We start from the raw sequence: 15,058 nt of genomic DNA, 5'->3' as shown, positions 1-15,058 counted from the left end.
TCTGGTAAGATCAGCAAGTCGCTCACTTTCGAGGATGTGATGGAAGAGAAGCAGTACGAGATGTGGTTCGAGAACTGCCGTTTCCTTGACCTCGTTCGTTGGGCTAAGCAGGGTAAGGTGAACCTTGATGAGATCTTCAATAAGAGATATGGTGGTATCCACAAGCACATACCTACTGTTTACGATGAGTTCTTTATTGAGGGTAAGCCTGGATTCGGTAAGGAGCACAAGTTGTTCACTGATTATTCTGTAGCTGATCACAATGACTTCTCTGACAAGTATATGTACTTGCCGTTCCCGCTCGACTGCCGTCTGGCCAACCACTTCAAGAACGTTCTTGGTTGGGAAGGTCTGAATGGCGCTTCTGAAGAAGCTGCTGAGTAAGCAGGAATATCATTCCAAATAAACTGAATTAGGGAGAGACCACCATGGCCTCTCCCTATTTTTATTGTTCCCTTTTTTGCCTATATGTATGATTTGTTGCCAAAAAAGCAACATCTAGATACTCCTTTTCGTAGATTGCATTTTTTAATTTAAATGTTAGATAAAATAAAGTATTTGTTACAAGAAATAAAGTCATGGAATAAATAATTGTTGTATATTTGCACCAGGAAAAGCGATTCTGTAAGCTAGACATAGATTACAAATTTAATCAACCGTTTACATATATATAACTATTATCTAACTTAAATTAAACTTATTAAACTGTTATGTGGAATTCAAATTCACTACGTAAGCCGTTAGTGTCTCTGTTCCTACTCTGTATGTTCCCCTTGGGGGCATTGGCTCAGAGTGTAATCAAGGGAACGGTGAATGATGAGACAGGCGGACCGATTATCGGTGCGACTGTTAAAGTACAGGGAACTCAAAAGGGTGGAATCACCGACCTGGATGGTAAGTTCTCTGTGGAGGCAGCATCGAATGCTACCATTACAATTTCTTATGTGGGTTACATAACCCAGAATGTTAAGGTTGCCGGAAAGAACGACCTTACCATCGTACTGAAAGAAGACAATACGACGCTGAACGACGTGGTTGTCATTGGTTATGGTGTTCAGAGAAAGAGTGACTTGACGGGATCGGTTGCTTCTGTAAAGGCTGACGACATCAAGAATCTGTCAACCGCTGATGCTGCTGCCGCCCTTCAGGGTAAGGTCTCTGGTATTAATGTGTTAACCAACGCTTCTCCTGGTAGTGGTGCCGACATCCGTGTACGTGGTTATTCATCTAACTCACAGAACATCGCGCCTCTTTATATCGTTGATGGTCTGCAGGTTAGCAGCATACAATATCTTGATCCTCAACTAATTGAGTCAATTGAGATTCTGAAGGATGCCGCTTCTGCCGCAATCTACGGTGCTGAGGCCGGTAATGGTGTTGTCCTTGTTACCACCAAGAAGGGTGACGAGGGTAGGGTTTCTATCAACTATACGGGTAGAGCTACCCTGCAGAACTTCACCAGACGTCCTTTGATGGGGCGTGACGACTTCATCAGATATATGGTATATGAGTATGGTCAGGATGATGTTGACAAACAGCTCAAATCCAATGATTACAGTCATCCTTATTATGATGGCGGTGTAATCGATCAGGACTGGATCAGTGCCTACATCGAGCCCACATGGAGCCAGCAGCATACAGTCAGTGTATCAGGTGGTAACACGAAGGGCCACTTCTTCACTTCTCTGAACTACGTTCATCAGAATGGTGTTGTAAAGGGCGATAAGGATGTGTACAAGCGCATTACGGGTCAGGTGAATGCCGACTATAATATCTACAAGTGGTTGCAGGTTGGTTCAAACAACTCTATTGAGAAGTGGGACACCAAGAGCGTGTCACAGCGTGGCTATAGTTCTTCGTTCGAGCAGATGATCCAGATAGATCCTCTGACCCCGGTTTACTGGACCACACCTGATGAGATGTCACTCTCTGTAAGAACCGTTTACGACGCACTTCAGAATGGTACTGCCGATCAGAACTACCGTCTGTTCCGTGACGAGAAGGGTTGGTTCGCCAATACCAAGTACTCTGAGTTGGAGGGTAGTCCTCTGGCTAAGCGTGATACCAGCGACGGTACTGATGGCGGTTGGAACATCAATGGTACATTGTTTGCCAACTTGATGCCTATCAAGGGCCTGACTATCACTTCGCGTCTGGGTTATCGTCTGAATTTCAGCAATACTCATAGCTATACCGCTCCTTATTGGATTGGTGACCGTGGTAACCAGAGCAACTATTCCATCTCAGAAACCACCAATACTGGCTGGTACTACCAATGGGAGAACTTCGCCAACTATAACATTACGCTGGCCAAAAAGCATAATATCGGTGCCATGATTGGTATGTCATACCGTGAGAGCAACAAGGATAATTCAAGTATCAGCTCTTCTGGTGCCGACATCCTGCAGTCATACGAGCCCAACTTCCGTTATATCTCTTATCTGAAGGACGACGCTCCTAAGAAAGTCAGCAATTCTCCCAGCAAGAGTGCTTCTGTTGCTTATTTCGGACGTCTGACCTATAACTACGACAACCGTTACTTCTTCCAGTTCAATATCCGTCGTGACGCTTTCGATACTTCAAAACTGTCAAAGAAGAACCGTTGGGGTACCTTCCCGTCATTCTCTGGTGGTTGGACTGTCAGCAAAGAGAAGTTCTTCACGGATCTTGTTCCTACCAGCGTCGTTTCGTTTTTGAAACTCCGTGCTTCTTGGGGACGAAATGGTAATATCTCAGTGTTGAGCAATTATCCTTATACTGCAGCTATCTCGAAGGGTAGCACATGGTATCAGCTTCATGTCGATGAAATCGGTTCCAGATACGGTTCTGCTCCAGACAAGTTGGCTAACCCCAATCTGACATGGGAAACCTCTGAGCAGGTTGACCTCGGTCTTGATGCCCGTTTCCTCGATAATCGCCTGTCATTCGGCGTCGATTACTACGACAAGCGTACCAAGGATCTGCTTTTCAGCATATCAGTTCCTTCAGAACTTGGCTTCACGTCGGTGATGACCAATGGTGGTACCGTATTGAACAGAGGTCTCGAACTTGAACTTGGCTGGAAGGACCGCATCGGCGATTTTTCTTACTCTGTAAATGGTAACTTCTCTACACTGAAGAACAAGGTGCTCGCATTGGCCAAGGGCGCAAATCCTACCTATAGAACCGATGCTGGTTCTACGAACTTCCAGATTAAGACTGTTTTCGAGGAAGGACACTCAATTTGGCATCTGTATGGTTATATCTATGAAGGGATGGATGCAGACGGTAATCCTATCTTCACGGATCTGAATGGTGATGGTCAGATTGGTACCGATGATATGACTGATATCGGTCGTACCACTCCTTCGTTCACCTATGGTGTCAACGTCACTGCTGCCTGGAAGGGCTTCGACCTGCTGATCAACGGTTATGGTCAGGGTGGTAACAAGATTCTGCCAGTCATCCATAGTAATGGTTACAAGAATGGTCTGAAGTGGTATCTCGACAATGCAAGAACTCCAGAGAATCCTGATGGAACGATTCCTCATCCTGGCGTAATCATGCAGCCAAATGTTCCTTTCTGGTCATCTACAGGTAACTTGTTTAGCGGCAACTACTTCCGCGTCAAGCAGTTGCAGTTGGGCTATACTATCCCTGCCAATATCACCAAGAAGGCAGCCATCAGCAACCTGCGACTGTATGTATCGCTTGACGACTTCTTCACCATCACCAGCTATCCCGGTCTGGATCCGGAGACGGCTTCTACCAACAACTTCTCAGGAGCTGGCCTCGACTGGGGTTCATACCCAACTATGAAGAAGCTGATTCTGGGTGTAAACGTTACATTCTAAAAAACTAATGCATAAAAAGATGAAAAAATTGATATTCCCCGCACTTTTTGTATGTGCATTCGGTGCAGTGTCTTGTGATAGTAATCTTGACATTGATCAGAAAGGTGTTGTTGATGCCGGTGGTTACTATGCATCTGATGCGGACGCAGACGCCGCCCTTATGGATATGTATGGTACATATATTCAGAACGTAGCAGGTACTGAAGGCATCGACAACCCTGAGCAGGTATTGTTGAACTATTCAGCCGATGATATTCTGGCAGGTGGCGGCAGCAAAGGCAGTCACGACGCTTTCCGCGTGTTCGATGAGTTTACCTATAATGAGTCAAATAGTACGCTGAAGTCGTGTTATAACCGTTATGTAGCATCCATCTACCATGCCAACCTCGTCATCTCTAATCTTTCTACAGAGAACCGTAATGGTACTGAGCCTAAGTTTACCAGCGCATATTCTAAGCAGTGTGTCGAGGAGGCTCGTGTGATGCGTGCATATCTTCATCTCATGATGGCTGCCATCTGGAATCGTCCTGCCATTTTGGACCGTCTGTTGGAATCCGACGAGATGCCTGTACAGGCCGAGAGTCAGGAACAGGTGTTGAAGTGGGTTGTCTCTGAGTGCGACAAGGCCATCAATTCTGGTTACCTGCCCAAGCGTAATGGTATTGGCGACAAGGATGCTACAGCTCGTATGAGTGTAGGCTTTGCTCAGTTTATTGCTGGTAAGGCTGCTATGTTTGCCAATGACCCCGCTACCGCACGTAAGTATCTCGGCGACCTGATTAAGTCGGGTGACTATAAGCTGATACCTTCTGACGAGTACTGGACCAACTTCCACATTGCTGGTGACGGAAACTCTGAGAAGATTTTTGAGCCTAATTACATCTATGACAGTAACGCTGGTAGTTCGAATGATAAGAACTCCCGCAGTCGTTGGATGGTTGCCAATCTGTTCAACTGGCGCACTCAGGCTTTGGCCTCAATGCCTGCTGTATGTCCGGCTGCAGGTTGGAGCGGTGGTGCTATCCAGCAGGATTTCGCTAAAAAGTTCGTTGAGCATGATGGCAATTCACCTCGTCGTCGCGCTTGCTTCCTGACCGAGGAAGAGTTCTTGTACGAGGTAGAATGGAATTCAGACAAGAACGACGCGCCTCTTGCCGAGAAGGAAACGGATCCCAATCGTGGTATTAAAGCCGCTACCGGTATCTTCAGCCATGGCCCGTACTTCGAGTGGAAGCACATGTCATTTGCTAAGGCTCCAAAGTTGCTGACTGGCGGTAAGGACTATCCCCGTGATAATGTGCCCGAAATCCAGGCTGGCGTCTCTAATCAGAAGAATTTCAATGTAGCCCGTTATGCCGAGGCTCTTCTGCTCTATGCCGAGGCTTGCATCGGTAGTTCAGAAGAGGCCAATGGTCTGAAGGCGCTTAACGAGGTACAGGAGCGTTCTGGTTCTGGTAAGATCAGCAAGTCGCTCACTTTCGAGGATGTGATGGAAGAGAAGCAGTACGAGATGTGGTTCGAGAACTGCCGTTTCCTTGACCTCGTCCGTTGGGCTAAACAGGGTAAGGTAAATCTTGATGAGGTATATAACAAGAGATATGGTGGCATCCATACGAAGGTGCCTGTTGTTTACGATGAGTTCTTCACCAAGGGTGCTGCCAAGCACAAACTGTATGTGGAGTATTCAAATGTGAACTACAATGACTTCTCTGACAAGTATATGTACTTGCCGTTCCCGCTCGACTGCCGTCTGGCCAACCACTTCAAGAATGTTCTTGGCTGGGAGAGCCTGAATGACACTTCTGAAGAAGGAGCAGAGTAACCACGAATGTTAGGATTATATTAATTTAGTATTAAGATTGTTTTGGTATTCTAGAAGAGAGGAGTGTTGCGTTGTGATAACGTGGCACTCTTTTTATTCTCTCTGGAACATCCTTTTATAGATTCATGTTTTTACGTAATAACATCATTTTTAAATCAAATCAATTGATAATGAAGTAGATATATCGAGTAATATTAACTCGCTTAACGTCATAGCTTGTTATATTTTGTATGCTATCTCTTAAATGTTTGAAGATATGGGATTTAGACGAATCAGATGCCATGATAAAAAGTAAAACAAGTTGTTTTACTATCGTTAAGACTATCTAAAGCCGTGTAAAGAATAGCCTCTTTGAGGGTAAAACAAGTTGTTTTACTTTAAGGGAGATATTACTTCATGAAGTAGTTCGGCATCTGAGCGGGCTCTGGAGCTATCGGCTCACCCATCTCAGAGGCTTCTGCGTCTTGCTTGTCAAGCTTGAAGAGCATGAATTCGGGTTTGTCTTCTGTACAAGGAGCCCAACCTAAACCTTCGTTTTTGCCGTTACCATTGGGGTCGCTGTACTTGGCAAAGTTGGTCCATGCGGTAAGCATCTTCTCAGAAAGGTCCCAGTCGCCCTGAGTCCAGGGGCGCCAGCAGTGCTGTAGGCTCTTGAACACATACCACAGGTCGCTGGAGTGGAAGGCTCCTTTCAGTCGCTGTGTCACCTCAGGATGAGAGCCGTCGTCGGGCAACGGGCGGGCAAACTCATAGGCCCAAGCCTTCTTGCCTTGACTGTCGCGAACCTTACAGAACTCGGCGATACCAGGTCCCATGGCGCCTAGGTCGTTAAGTGTGTAACCAATCATGTAAGGCACGTCGGCAATAGAGCCCTCGCGAGCAGCCTCGTCGAAACTCTTTAGTGATACATAGCCGTCGATAATGGGGCGCTCCATGAGGAAGAGGTCGGTCTTGTTTACCATGTTGTATAAGTTGCCTATGGTATAGAGAATCTCAGTTGAGGTGGCGCGGAGTTTCTGGAGGTCTGTCAGTCCTGCCCAGTCCATCACCTTCTTGGTCTCAGCCTCGGCCTCTTTCAGAGTCGGGTTGTATGTGAAGAACTTGTTCATTGGCGTGGCGGGCTTTGCTTCCTTACCTTCTTCAGCGGGGATGTTGAGACCGCCGCCGCTCATGATGACAGCTTTGTGGAACAGCCCGCGAGCCAGAGGCGATTCACAGATGGTGCGCACGCTACCAGCACCGGCACTCTGTCCGAAGATGGTGACGTTATCGGGATCACCGCCAAACTGGGCGATGTTTTCCTTGATCCACTTCAACGATTGTATCTGGTCGAGAATGCCGTAGTTGCCTGAAACACCGTGCGGACTCTCTGCCGACAGCTCACCGTAAGGCATGAAACCGAAGATGCCGAGACGATAGTTGATAGTGACCAGTACCACATCCTTAGCCGCCCATTCCTGTCCGTCGAACTCTGGTTCGGTGCCCCATCCCTCACGGTAGCCTCCGCCATGAATCCATAATGCTACTGGAAGTTTCTTCTCAACCTCGCCGGGTGCCTTGGTGTAGACGTTCAGGTAAAGACAGTCTTCACTTGCGGGTGCTTCGTCTCCATAACCCCACTCAGTGGTGTAGCCACCGGGGTAGTGTACAGACTGGTATCCGGGATGACCGAATTTGTCGCACTGGCGTATGCCCTCCCATGCCACAACGGGTTGTGGCTCTTTCCATCTCAGATCGCCGATAGGAGGTGCTGCATAGGGTATACCTTTGTAAACAAACACATCGGGATTCTCAGCCCGGACGCCTTGAATCTGGCCGCCTTCAACGGTCAGTACGGGGCACTCATCGCTATTTGTGCCAGAAGTGCAACCCATCATCATTGCCAGTAGTGGCAGTAACAAAAATAGTTTTTTCATATAAATGTTTATTGAATGAATGGTTGATAGTCGTTGCAAAGATAGAAAGAATCTATGAGTATTCCTTTGTTATTTGTATCATGGATTATACGTTATGTAACATTCGCATAGAAAACCTTTGTTGCTGATTAAACCATTTCCTTTTGGTTTAATCTAATTGGAAAATACTTTGTATATTTGCATCAACTAAAGTTCAACGATTAATAACAATAACCCTAATGAAAAAATTACTAAGTCTATTTTTCGTGGGTGTGCCGCTCCTTGCAGTGGCGCAAAACCCTGTCATCCGTGACCAGTTCTCGGCTGACCCCACAGCTCGTGTATTTAACGATAAGGTGTATCTCTACCCGTCGCACGACATCATGCCCCCCGAGGGACAGCGTCAGGACTGGTTCTGCATGGAGGATTATCACGTGTTCTCATCAGAGAATCTGACCGACTGGACAGACCACGGCGTGATCGTGACTCAGAACAAGGTGCCCTGGGTAAGGCCTGACTCTTATTCGATGTGGGCGCCCGACTGTGTTTACAGAAACGGAAAATACTATTTCTATTTCCCATCAGCACCCGCAGCGGGTAAAGGTTTTGGCTTCGGTATAGGTGTAGCCATAGCCGACAGTCCTGAAGGACCGTTCATCCCTGAGCCAGAGCCTATCAAGGGCATCAGCGGTATTGACCCATGCGTGCTCCAGGCTTCGGATGGTAACGCTTACATCTTCTGGGGTGCCGGACGTTGTGCCAAACTCAAGCCAAACATGAAGGAAATAGCCGACGATACCCCGACAGAAAAAGTGAAGTGGGGCGAGCGCGAATTTGAGATGAAAGGTGTTAACTGCCTCAAGGATCTGCCCAACCGTCAGGCAGAGGGCCCTTTCGCTTTCGAGTATAACGGCAACTATTATCTGACCTATCCTTATGTAAGGGAAAATACCGAGGTACTTGGATATGCAATGAGTAAGAATCCGATGGGTCCATACGAATACAAGGGACTCATCATGGCAGAGCACGACAACGGCTGTTGGACTAATCACCACAGCATCATTAACTACAAAGGTCAGTGGTATCTGTTCTATCATCGCAACCACTTCTCACCACGTGACGACAAACGTCGCTCTGTATGTATAGAGAAGTTGTACTTCAATCCCGACGGTACCATCCAAGAGGTGAAGCCTACCTTGCGTGGCGTGGGTATCAACCAAGCCACTGAGAAAATCGACGTAGCCCGCTTCAGCGCAGCTAGTGCTGATGTGACCTCACAGCTCATCGATACCGTCAACACCTTCCGTGGCTTCGAGGCTAATCTTCCTGTGAAGGGCAGTTGGATGAAGTATACCGATGTTGACTTCACTAACCTGAGCGATGGTTATGTCATCGTTAGTGCCAAGGCAGCAGGTAATACCAAATTCTTCATTCGTGAGAACACCGCCAATGGTAAGGTGATTGCCGAGATCGAGATGACCGTGAAGCCCGAGACACCAGAAGGCATGCCTGCCATGTTCCGTCGCGACTTCAGCAACCAGTGGCTCTCACTGACTGCTCCGTTGAACTACACTCCGAAGGGTGTTGCAAATCTGGTAATCACTTGTGAGGGCGATGCCGGTGTCAGCATCGACTGGGTACAGTTCAAGAACCGTCCCAAGTACTTCTCGCCCGTAACAACTCCTGCTGCACAGCCTGACGACGAAGGCTTCATCCGTCGCTGGATGCTTTTGGAGCCTATCGACAAGCCTAATAGCGGTAACACCGTTTTCACCGACAGCTATCTGCGTGAGCACTTCGGCATGGAGTACTTCAAGGGTCAGCAGACCATCGTTCCGAAGAACGGTCAGAAGGTAAAAGTATCGTTTAAGCGCGAAGAGGTTCCCGCAGGCTTCGGTCGCGGTTTCGGTCAGCAGCAGGCTCCCGCAGAGCCAGTGATTAAGACCGTTAACCAGACACTCACCTGGCATGCTCTTGACAGTGAGAATATGAACGTGAAATTGTTCCGCTTTGCTGAGAAGTGGGGGCAGCAGGTATATGGTGTACTCTTCTGGGCTGTGACCATCATCGACTGCGACGAGGACATCGAGAACGTACGTCTGGCGGTAGGATCTAACTCTGCCTCTATGTGGTGGCTCAACGGCGAGGAGGCTCTCTTGCTCTCTGGTGACCGGCGTATGGTAAAGGATGATGCCATGTCACCACGTCTCACCCTCAAGAAGGGACGTAATATCCTGCGTGGCGCCATCATCAATGGCCCAGGTATGAGCGACTTCTGTGTCCGCTTCCTTGACGAGAAAGGTAATCCAGTAAAGAACTATTCAATCAAAGCTCAATAAAAAATGAAAAGACTACATACACTTATGGCAGCACTTGCAGTAGCTGCTGCCGCTAATGCGCAGATTGGCGCTCCATATATCCACGATCCCTCGACCATCGCTGAGTGCGAAGGCAAATACTACACCTTTGGTACTGGTGGCGGCGGTCTGATTTCTGAAGACGGCTGGACATGGAACAGCGGTGCAGAGCGCCCTGGTGGCGGTGCAGCTCCCGACATCATCAAGATAGGTGACCGTTACCTCTGTATCTATGGCGCCACAGGTGGTGGCCTTGGCGGTGGACACGCAGGACGTATCCTTACTATGTGGAACAAGACCCTCGACCCCAAGTCACCCGACTTCAAGTGGAGTGAGGCTGTAGAGGTTTGCGCCTCTGATGGTATGGAAGACCAGGATGCCATCGACCCTGGTCTGTTGCTCGATCCCACTACTGGTCGTTTATGGGTAAGCTACGGCACCTACTTCGGTACCATCCGTCTGATTGAGCTCGACCCCAAGACCGGTTTCCGTGTCAAGGGCAATAAGGAGAAGGATATCGCTATCGATTGTGAGGCTTCCGACCTGATGTACCGCGACGGCTGGTACTACCTGCTTGGTACACATGGCACTTGCTGCGACGGTACAAACTCTACCTATAATATCGTAGTTGGACGTTCACGCAGCGTAGAAGGCCCTTACCTCGACAATGTAGGCCGTGATATGTATCATGGTGGTGGTAGAATGGTGATTGCCGCAGGCGATCGTAAGACCGGTGCTGGCCACTTCGGACGCACCATTATCGACGAGGGTGTCGAGGTGATGTCGTTCCACTGGGAGGCTGATTTCGATTTGAGCGGACGCTCTACGCTGGCTATCCGTCCTCTGCTTTGGAAGAACGGTTGGCCCTATGGTGGTGAGCAGTTCAAGGGTGGCACCTTCGAGATTGAGTCAGAACGTCGCGGTTATGCGCTGGAACTTGCTGTCGACTTCGTTCGTATGCAACAGGAGCGTCAGGGCTGGTTCAACCGCAACCAGATGGAGCAACCTGTCAAGCCCATTGCCAACCAGACACTGGCAGATGTTATCGGCACATGGCCTGAAGGTGACATCCCCGCACGCATCGGCGATTACATGTTCCGTCCCCACCAGCGTTGGACTATCTCTCCTGTCGAGGGTAAGGGTGCTTATCTCGGAAATACCTACTTCAAGATTGTTATCGAGGGTACTAATCGCACTTTGACTGCTACTGCCGACAAGGAGGTGACCACCGTCCCCGCCTATACCGGTGCCGACGAGCAACTCTGGCGCATTGAACAGCTTACCGATGGTACTTTCCGTATTATGCCAAAGGTTATCCCCGGGCAAGAAGGCATCAACACGCACTACTGCCTCTACTCTGCAGGCGACTCTACACCGACCCTCGCCGAGTACGACTTTAGCAGTGATAATTCCAAGTGGAATTTCCGCAACCATTAAAAATGATTGCTAATAAAATTAACGGCGGACTCCGAATAGGGAAGTCTGCCGTTTTTTTTCTTTTATTTGTTATTTGTTTTGTATTCAGGCGATAATACAAAATGGAATTTCAAGTCTGTGGATATGATGTTTAGGTATTAATTATCCTTAAAAAGAGGAAAATAATTAAAAATAATAGTCAAATATCGATAAATCATAGGATATTTTTGCATCTTTGCATAACCATTCTGATAAAAAACTGATAAAACATTAAATACTAAGTAATAGCAAATGAAATCAACCGTGAGCCCCGCCAAGGGGAAATTGGGAATCATGATCGTCGGTAACGGCGCAGTAGCAACAACATTTATGACAGGTGTACTGATGGCTCGTAAAGGGCTTAGCAAACCTATCGGCTCTATGACTCAGTACGACAAAGTGCGTGTGGGGAATGGTGCGGAGAAGCAATATCTCCATTATGCCGATATCGTTCCTATTGCCAGTCTTAACGATATTGTGTTCGGCTGTTGGGATGTATATCCCCAGAATGCCTATCAGGCAGCGGTCTATGCAGAGGTGTTGAAGCGTGAGGATATCGATCCTGTGCGTGAGGAATTGGAGCAGATTGTGCCTATGGCCGCTGCATTCGACAAGAACTATGCAAAGCGTCTCGACGGCGATAATGTGAAGAAGTGCAGTACCCGCTGGGATATGGTAGAACAGCTCCGTGAGGATATCCGCCAGTTTAAGGCTGCTAGGCAGTGCGACCGCGTGGTTGTGCTCTGGGCAGCGTCAACAGAGATTTATGTTCCCATTAATGAGCAGGTTCATTACTCCTTGTCGGCTTTGGAGTCGGCTATGAAGGCCGACGACCGCGAGCATATCGCTCCTTCTATGTGTTATGCCTATGCGGCCCTTACCGAGGGTTGCCCGTTTGTGATGGGTGCGCCTAACACAACAGTCGACATCCCTGCCATGTGGGAGCTTGCCGAGAAGACGAAGATGCCTATCGCAGGTAAGGACTTCAAGACAGGTCAGACCCTGGTGAAGAGTGGCTTTGCTCCTATCATCGGTACCCGTTGCTTAGGGCTTGAGGGCTGGTTCTCAACCAACATCCTTGGCAACCGCGATGGTTTGGTGCTCGATGTTCCCGAGAACTTCCGCACCAAGGAGGTGAGCAAACTCTCTACGCTCGAGACCATTCTGAAGGCCGACGTTCAGCCTGACCTTTATAGCGATTACTATCATAAGGTACGCATCAACTATTATCCTCCTCGAAATGACAACAAAGAGTCGTGGGATAATATTGATATTCGTGGCTGGATGAACTATCCAATGCAGATCAAGATTAATTTCCTCTGCCGCGATTCTATTTTGGCTGCTCCTGTCTGCCTCGACCTCTGTCTGTTGATTGATCTGGCAGCCCGCGCAGGTCGTTTCGGCACTCAGCGTTTCCTCAGCTTCTTCTTGAAGAGTCCTATGCACGACTATACCAAAGGAGAGGAAGCCGTTAATCACCTCTATCAGCAACATACGATGCTGAAGAATGCCATCCGTGAGATGGGCGGTTATGAGGCTGACGAGGAAATAGACTAATAAAAAACGTTAAATGGCAAAGGGTGTACCGATTTATGGTGCACCCTTTTCGTATCTTTGCGCCATGTTGACAGAGAAGACGATGGAGAAACTGCGGATACTCGCAGAGTCGGCGAAGTACGATGTGTCGTGCTCGTCAAGCGGTACGGTGCGCAGTGGAAAGAAAGGCATGGTAGGTTCTACGGTGGGGGGGATGGGCATCTGCCACTCGTTTGCCGACGATGGACGTTGCATTTCGTTGCTGAAGGTGATGCTCACAAATTATTGTATGTACGACTGTGCCTACTGCATTAATCGTCGGTCGAATGACATCAAGCGTGCGACCCTTTCTGTGAGTGAGATCGAGGAAATTACGATGGAGTTTTATCGCCGTAATTATATCGAAGGTCTGTTCCTGTCGAGTGGTATCGTTCGCAATCCGGATTACACGATGGAGCGACTGACGGCTATTGCCCGTGATTTGCGAAATGTACATCGCTTTAATGGGTACATACATCTGAAGAGCATCCCCGGCGCTTCACAGGAACTGTTGAACGAGGCGGGCCGCTATGCCGACCGTATGAGCGTGAACATTGAGATCCCAAAAGAAGAGTCGCTGAAGTTGTTGGCGCCCGAGAAGGATCATCAGAGCGTATTTCAGCCGATGAGGTTGATTCAGCAGGGAGTGCTTGAGAATAAAGAAGACCGCAGGAAGTATCGCCATGTTCCTCGCTTTGTGCCGGCAGGACAGTCAACACAGATGATTGTCGGTGCCACGAAGGAAACTGATAAAGACATCCTGACCATGTCGTCAATGCTCTATGGGCAGTCCACGATGCGCCGTGTGTATTACTCGGGATATGTCAGTGTGAACACCTACGACCCGCGACTGCCTCTACTGAAACAGCCACCACTGGTGCGTGAGAACCGCCTCTATCAGGCCGACTGGTTGATGCGTTTCTATCATTTCAAGGTAGAGGAGATAGTTGATGATTTGCATACTAACCTCGATTTGGAGCTTGATCCGAAACTGGCTTGGGCTTTGCGCCATCCGGAGGCTTTTCCTATAGATATCAATACAGCCGATTATGAGCAGTTGTTGCGTGTGCCTGGTCTTGGTACGAAGTCAGCTTGGCTCATTGTTAATTCGCGTCGGTTCAATCGTCTGACTTCTTATGACCTAAAGAAGATGGGCGTGGTGATGAAAAAGGCAAAGTATTTTATTACCTGCTATGAACTGGCTTCTACTTACTCTACTCCCATCGTGGGTATCAATGAACTGCGTCCTGAGCGTCTGCGACCTTTACTAATCTCTAAGGCTCAACAAAAGCGGGCAGCAGAGGAAAAACAGCTGAAAATAGACTTTGAAGAATGACGGTATACGTTTTTGATGGAACGATGAACGGACTGCTGACAGCAGTGTTCGATTCCTTTGCTTTGCATGATTATCCAGAGCTATTAGCGTCTGAGGGTGATGTCATTCCATTGTTCTGTGAACATCTTTACCGTGTTGCTACGGATGAAGAGAAGGCACACCGTGTGTGGAGTGGCTTGGAAAAACGCCTGCCGCGTGAAGCCATGAAACTGATATCAGTCAGTTGGCTGTCTGAATTGCCAGAGCTCAACCAATCGTTGTTCCAATACATTTGTAAGGTTTTTAGACAAGGTGATGTCTCTAGAAACTTTGCCGATTCTGATATCCTGGCGGTAACGGATATAGCCAAGAAGGTACTCCGTGAGCAGCTAAGGATGAAACAGTTCATTCGTTTCCAAAAGGCGAAGGATGGTACATATCTGGGAGTCGTGTCTCCCGACCATAATGTGTTGCCTTTGATTACCGAGCATTTCAGAGACCGTTTTAATGACCAGCCGTGGCTTATTTACGATGCTAAGCGTCACTATGGTTATTATTACGACGGCAGACAGGTGATACGTATCATGTTCGAGGATGAGGTTGGTGCCCCATTCTGCCTGTCTGATGGAAAACTGGATGCCGATGTCCTAAGCAGCGATGACCAATTGTTCCAGAATCTGTGGCGCACCTATTTTAAGTCTATCTGCATCAAGGAGCGCATGAATCCCCGTAAGCAGTTGAACGACATGCCCCGTCGCTATTGGAAATATATGACTGAGAAACAATAAGAAAGCCTCCGTAATTTC

Annotated in this window: 9 protein-coding genes and 1 pseudogene; 9 read left to right on the top strand and 1 reads right to left on the bottom strand. The window is 48.2% G+C overall.

What is annotated here, in order from left to right:
- The 3 genes from T325_RS11165 to T325_RS11155 form a co-directional block, all read left to right on the top strand.
- Positions 1–384: RagB/SusD family nutrient uptake outer membrane protein (locus tag T325_RS11165; protein ID WP_036914000.1), on the top strand; the 384-nt coding region annotated here is incomplete at its 5' end.
- A gap of 326 nt (positions 385–710) precedes the next feature.
- On the top strand, positions 711–3,833 hold the full coding sequence (locus T325_RS11160) for a SusC/RagA family TonB-linked outer membrane protein (protein WP_036913997.1): 3,123 nt from the start codon (positions 711–713) through the stop codon (positions 3,831–3,833).
- A 19-nt stretch (positions 3,834–3,852) separates the two neighbouring features.
- Positions 3,853–5,655 carry a RagB/SusD family nutrient uptake outer membrane protein gene (locus tag T325_RS11155; protein WP_177172032.1) on the top strand — a complete coding sequence of 601 codons (1,803 nt, stop codon included), beginning with the start codon at positions 3,853–3,855 and terminating at the stop codon, positions 5,653–5,655.
- Between the two features lie 389 nt (positions 5,656–6,044).
- Here T325_RS11155 and T325_RS11150 read toward each other — a convergent pair whose 3' ends face one another.
- Entirely contained in the window at positions 6,045–7,571 is a 1,527-nt protein-coding gene (locus T325_RS11150; protein WP_051949856.1) for a carboxylesterase/lipase family protein, read from the bottom strand.
- 218 nt (positions 7,572–7,789) lie between these two features.
- Between T325_RS11150 and T325_RS13035 the strand changes: the two are divergent.
- The 6 genes and pseudogenes from T325_RS13035 to T325_RS11125 form a co-directional block, all read left to right on the top strand.
- A pseudogene (locus tag T325_RS13035) lies at positions 7,790–8,716 on the top strand (family 43 glycosylhydrolase); the annotation flags it as partial.
- A gap of 462 nt (positions 8,717–9,178) precedes the next feature.
- The gene (locus T325_RS13030) at positions 9,179–9,889 is read left to right on the top strand and encodes an acetylxylan esterase (RefSeq protein ID WP_369794054.1); all 711 of its coding nucleotides are present in this window, start codon (positions 9,179–9,181) and stop codon (positions 9,887–9,889) included.
- A 3-nt stretch (positions 9,890–9,892) separates the two neighbouring features.
- The gene (locus T325_RS11140; RefSeq protein ID WP_036913992.1) at positions 9,893–11,344 is read left to right on the top strand and encodes a family 43 glycosylhydrolase; all 1,452 of its coding nucleotides are present in this window, start codon (positions 9,893–9,895) and stop codon (positions 11,342–11,344) included.
- 270 nt (positions 11,345–11,614) lie between these two features.
- Positions 11,615–12,919, top strand: coding sequence for an inositol-3-phosphate synthase (locus T325_RS11135; RefSeq protein ID WP_036913989.1), 1,305 nt, complete (start codon positions 11,615–11,617; stop codon positions 12,917–12,919).
- 64 nt (positions 12,920–12,983) lie between these two features.
- A complete protein-coding gene (locus T325_RS11130; RefSeq protein ID WP_091767005.1) occupies positions 12,984–14,273 on the top strand; it encodes a putative DNA modification/repair radical SAM protein in 1,290 nt (429 codons plus the stop codon).
- Positions 14,270–15,040, top strand: a complete 771-nt coding sequence (locus T325_RS11125; RefSeq protein WP_036913985.1) for a TIGR03915 family putative DNA repair protein — start codon at positions 14,270–14,272, stop codon at positions 15,038–15,040. The genes T325_RS11130 and T325_RS11125 overlap by 4 nt, the downstream gene beginning before the upstream one ends.
- Positions 15,041–15,058 lie beyond the last annotated feature (18 nt).

It is taken from the genome of Prevotella sp. FD3004, assembly GCF_000746155.1.
Classification (GTDB): domain Bacteria; phylum Bacteroidota; class Bacteroidia; order Bacteroidales; family Bacteroidaceae; genus Prevotella.
The sequence above is the reverse complement of the archived record's forward strand: the minus strand, read 5'-3'. Positions and strand labels throughout refer to the sequence as shown.

Bases quoted from the DNA above. Each gene is read 5' to 3' on its own strand.
- T325_RS11155 (WP_177172032.1), top strand. From the start codon at position 3,853: ATGAAAAAATTGATATTCCCCGCACTTTTTGTATGTGCATTCGGTGCA.
- T325_RS11135 (WP_036913989.1), top strand. From the start codon at position 11,615: ATGAAATCAACCGTGAGCCCCGCCAAGGGGAAATTGGGAATCATGATC.
- T325_RS11130 (WP_091767005.1), top strand. From the start codon at position 12,984: ATGTTGACAGAGAAGACGATGGAGAAACTGCGGATACTCGCAGAGTCG.
- T325_RS11140 (WP_036913992.1), top strand. From the start codon at position 9,893: ATGAAAAGACTACATACACTTATGGCAGCACTTGCAGTAGCTGCTGCC.
- T325_RS11160 (WP_036913997.1), top strand. From the start codon at position 711: ATGTGGAATTCAAATTCACTACGTAAGCCGTTAGTGTCTCTGTTCCTA.
- T325_RS11125 (WP_036913985.1), top strand. From the start codon at position 14,270: ATGACGGTATACGTTTTTGATGGAACGATGAACGGACTGCTGACAGCA.
- T325_RS11150 (WP_051949856.1), bottom strand. From the start codon at position 7,571: ATGAAAAAACTATTTTTGTTACTGCCACTACTGGCAATGATGATGGGT.